This is a genomic window from Halorubrum halodurans (assembly GCF_002252985.1).
In the GTDB taxonomy this organism is placed as follows: domain Archaea; phylum Halobacteriota; class Halobacteria; order Halobacteriales; family Haloferacaceae; genus Halorubrum; species Halorubrum halodurans.
The window spans coordinates 1-2,937 of the sequence record NZ_NHPJ01000137.1 but is presented as its reverse complement, the minus strand read 5'-3'; the positions used below and the strand labels follow the sequence as shown (position 1 = coordinate 2,937).

Annotated in this window: 1 protein-coding gene; it reads right to left on the bottom strand. The window is 56.0% G+C overall.

What is annotated here, in order from left to right; all coding sequences use genetic code 11:
- Positions 1–1,376: 1,376 nt before the first annotated feature.
- On the bottom strand, positions 1,377–1,778 hold the full coding sequence (locus DJ70_RS15830; protein ID WP_218827820.1) for a hypothetical protein: 402 nt from the start codon (positions 1,776–1,778) through the stop codon (positions 1,377–1,379).
- Between the last annotated feature and the right edge of the window lie 1,159 nt (positions 1,779–2,937).

The window sequence follows — 2,937 nt, the reverse complement described above, 5'->3', positions numbered from 1 at the left end:
CGCCAGTCGCCTCCTCGCTCCTCGCTGCCTCCCCCGTCCAGTCCAGTCCGTCGCCAGCCCCCCTCACCCGAGCTCGTCCAGACCACGTCGCCGTCGACGCCTCCAGTCTCCCCCTGCCTCGCCGCGCCTCTACCCCGCCTCACCCCTGCGCTCCTCCAGGGTTCCCTCCACTATCAACAATCTGGTAGTACCTCCATCGCCTACGCTCCCACTCCACCCCTCATCCTCGCCCGCTCCTCGGCTCTGCCTGAATCGTCCGCCACGCGACTACCCACTGGAACTTCAACTCCCCTGAACCCTAATTGTGTAATTTCGGCTGGTCGTGTTCGAGCAATACAGATTGCTTTAGAGATGCTATCAAGCACTCTGAGAGCGTGGCTGAACGTGTTCGCTCGATTTCGTCCCCTCCAATCCTATAATTGACCCCCCTCAATCCCGACGCCGTACTGTAATTAGTCGAAATGTAGAATAGAACTCATAAACTAAAATGGATGCCGCCTATTCGTATGCCGTCTTGTAATAAGGCTGTTCTGAGCCGCTGGTTAACATCTAATAACTACTCCCGGTGAATCTCGACGCCGTCTTGTAATAAGCCATCTTATAGACTGAGGCCCCAATCCCGACGCCGTCTTGTAATAACAGTATGGACGGCCAGTAGCTGATAGCGATGAGAGCGGTTATAACAGACCCCCCTGAATCAGCGCGCCATCTTGTAATTAGGCGTCTTATTAGAAATGCCCTCAAATCGAATGCCGTCTTGTAATAACGAGCTGACCCACGTTGGTCGGTGGTGTTGTTTTGAGTGTTATAACAGAACCCCTGAATCCGGCTGCCGTCCAGTAATTACAGGTCTTAATAGACACCCCCAGCAAAACGACTGCCGTCCGGTAATAACAACCCGAATAGCACAGTAATAGTATAATAATATTGATGTGGGCGGCATCATCGAGAGCGATCAGCGGTCAGACGAGGGGCGAATCTCATCCAACCGCATATTCACGTGAAGGTGTCACGCCCAACTGGTGACTGACCGGTTGAACACGGATGTTGGTTGTATGTTGGGCGAAGCGGAGCCGTTCTGCACCCATTGCGAACAACATCTGTAGCGACTGCAAGCGGATAGCGCACGAAGACTCTGGGAATTGTGAATGGATAGCGCGTAGATTCTGTGGGAATGGCGAGTAGACCGGGGACGGTCGGTTTTAGCGGTCGCGTGCCGGAGCCGGGTTGACAGCGTTGTTGGCGCGGTGGCTATCGGCACCCGAGATATCGAGCTGTGCGAAAAGAATACCTGCCGAGGTGTGTCGCTGTGTCTGGCGTGGACGCAGTTCGCGTGAATGTTGGGCGAACCGTGGTGCCAGTCGCAACGACTGTGCTTACGCTTCGGCTTCGTCAGCTTCCTCGTCCGATTCGTTGTGTGCTGCCGGAGCGACCTTGCCGTCTTGGTCGAGGTCAATGACGAGCGCACCTGGAACCTTGTCGCCGCCCATGTCTTCGTCCCACTCTGGCGGGTACCGAATCGTCTGGTCTGGCTGGATGTTGTTCTGCTTGAGGAACCCGCTTACCGCGATGGTGACGCGGTTGTCTGTCCACTGGAGCGAGTAGACGTTTGTCTTGTCGTAGTCCTCTTCCAGTGGGATGATCGCAATCTCGTTCGCGTCTTCGTTGTACGCGAGGATGACGGCCTCCTTCCCATCCAGGTACTGTTGGGACACCGTGGAGTTCGGTGCGAGTTGGCCCTTCGTTCGAAGTGAGACGAACTCTCGCCCGTGGAACACGCCGTACCCTTCGTCGCTGAGCGAGTCCGAGATTTCATCGATGAGTGTCTACTGTTGTGGTTATTAATCTCGAGTGGTTCCTGGGCAGTCGTGTGCTTGGATCCGCTCTGGCAGTCCGACTCGCCCACAGACAGGACACTCGACGAGCGGCGTCGGCGGGAGGTCACGACACTTCCGTAACGCGGCCTCCAGATGCGCACGGACGACGGCTGACTCGCAGCGAGTGAGCGCTTGTGCGAGGTGCATCTCGAGTGCTTCGCGCGTGGTCTGTCCCTGTTCGGAACGCGTCCGCCGCGTCATCGTGGGCCTCGAAACAGCACTGGTTGGGTCAGGAGTTGATACAACTTGGTGGCGGTGTGTTGCCACTGGGGAAGGTATTGCATATGACTCAGAGGCGGGAGACGATGGGGCGACCACGCCAGTGCAACACCGTGCTGGGTCGTGGCCGTCACATCTTTTTTCAATCCCACCTCACCCCATTTCGGGAGTTACAAACTACCCATCTCGAACCGAACCCTCTCAATCTCTCTTAACGACTTCATGACCAACATCAGCTCTTATCCTTGCTCTTCGCTGCTGACTGTGGGTAATATAGCAGACTAAACACCTATTGTGAATTTCTTCCGTCGCCAGCAAAATGGGGAATCGGCGGCCTCACGGCTGGGATGGTAGCTACAGTGTTGCTCACTATCGACGGAATTTCTCCGCCGGCATCCGCCTCGGAGCCTCGTAGTTGGTGGTTCCGAGTGAACCATGTACTCCAGATTCCTTTGGCAGCCGATCGGAATCCGGGTGTCCGCCCCCTGATTAGAGCGGACAGCCCGAACCGCGATGACGGCCTGATCGCTTGTTAGGCGACCTACATGGGTTGCAACCTTTGATATCTTCCACCTGCCGCATACGACAGATGGCTTCTCCATGCTACCAGAGCTTACTTGTCCAATACTGAGCCCCATCATCGGATAAAGGCTCGCAAAATTTCTTTAAAAGGCAGTTCGACGCCTTTGAAAGCCGTAGCAACTATCCTTAACCAACACCACCGGCTAATACCGACACAGTGTTGGTTAACGCAGGGGTTAGATCCACTCCCTTGCCCCACCCACCGCCCGACTCCTTGAGTGAGTGTATCCTGGCGACCGGTGGGCTCGAACGGCCGTCG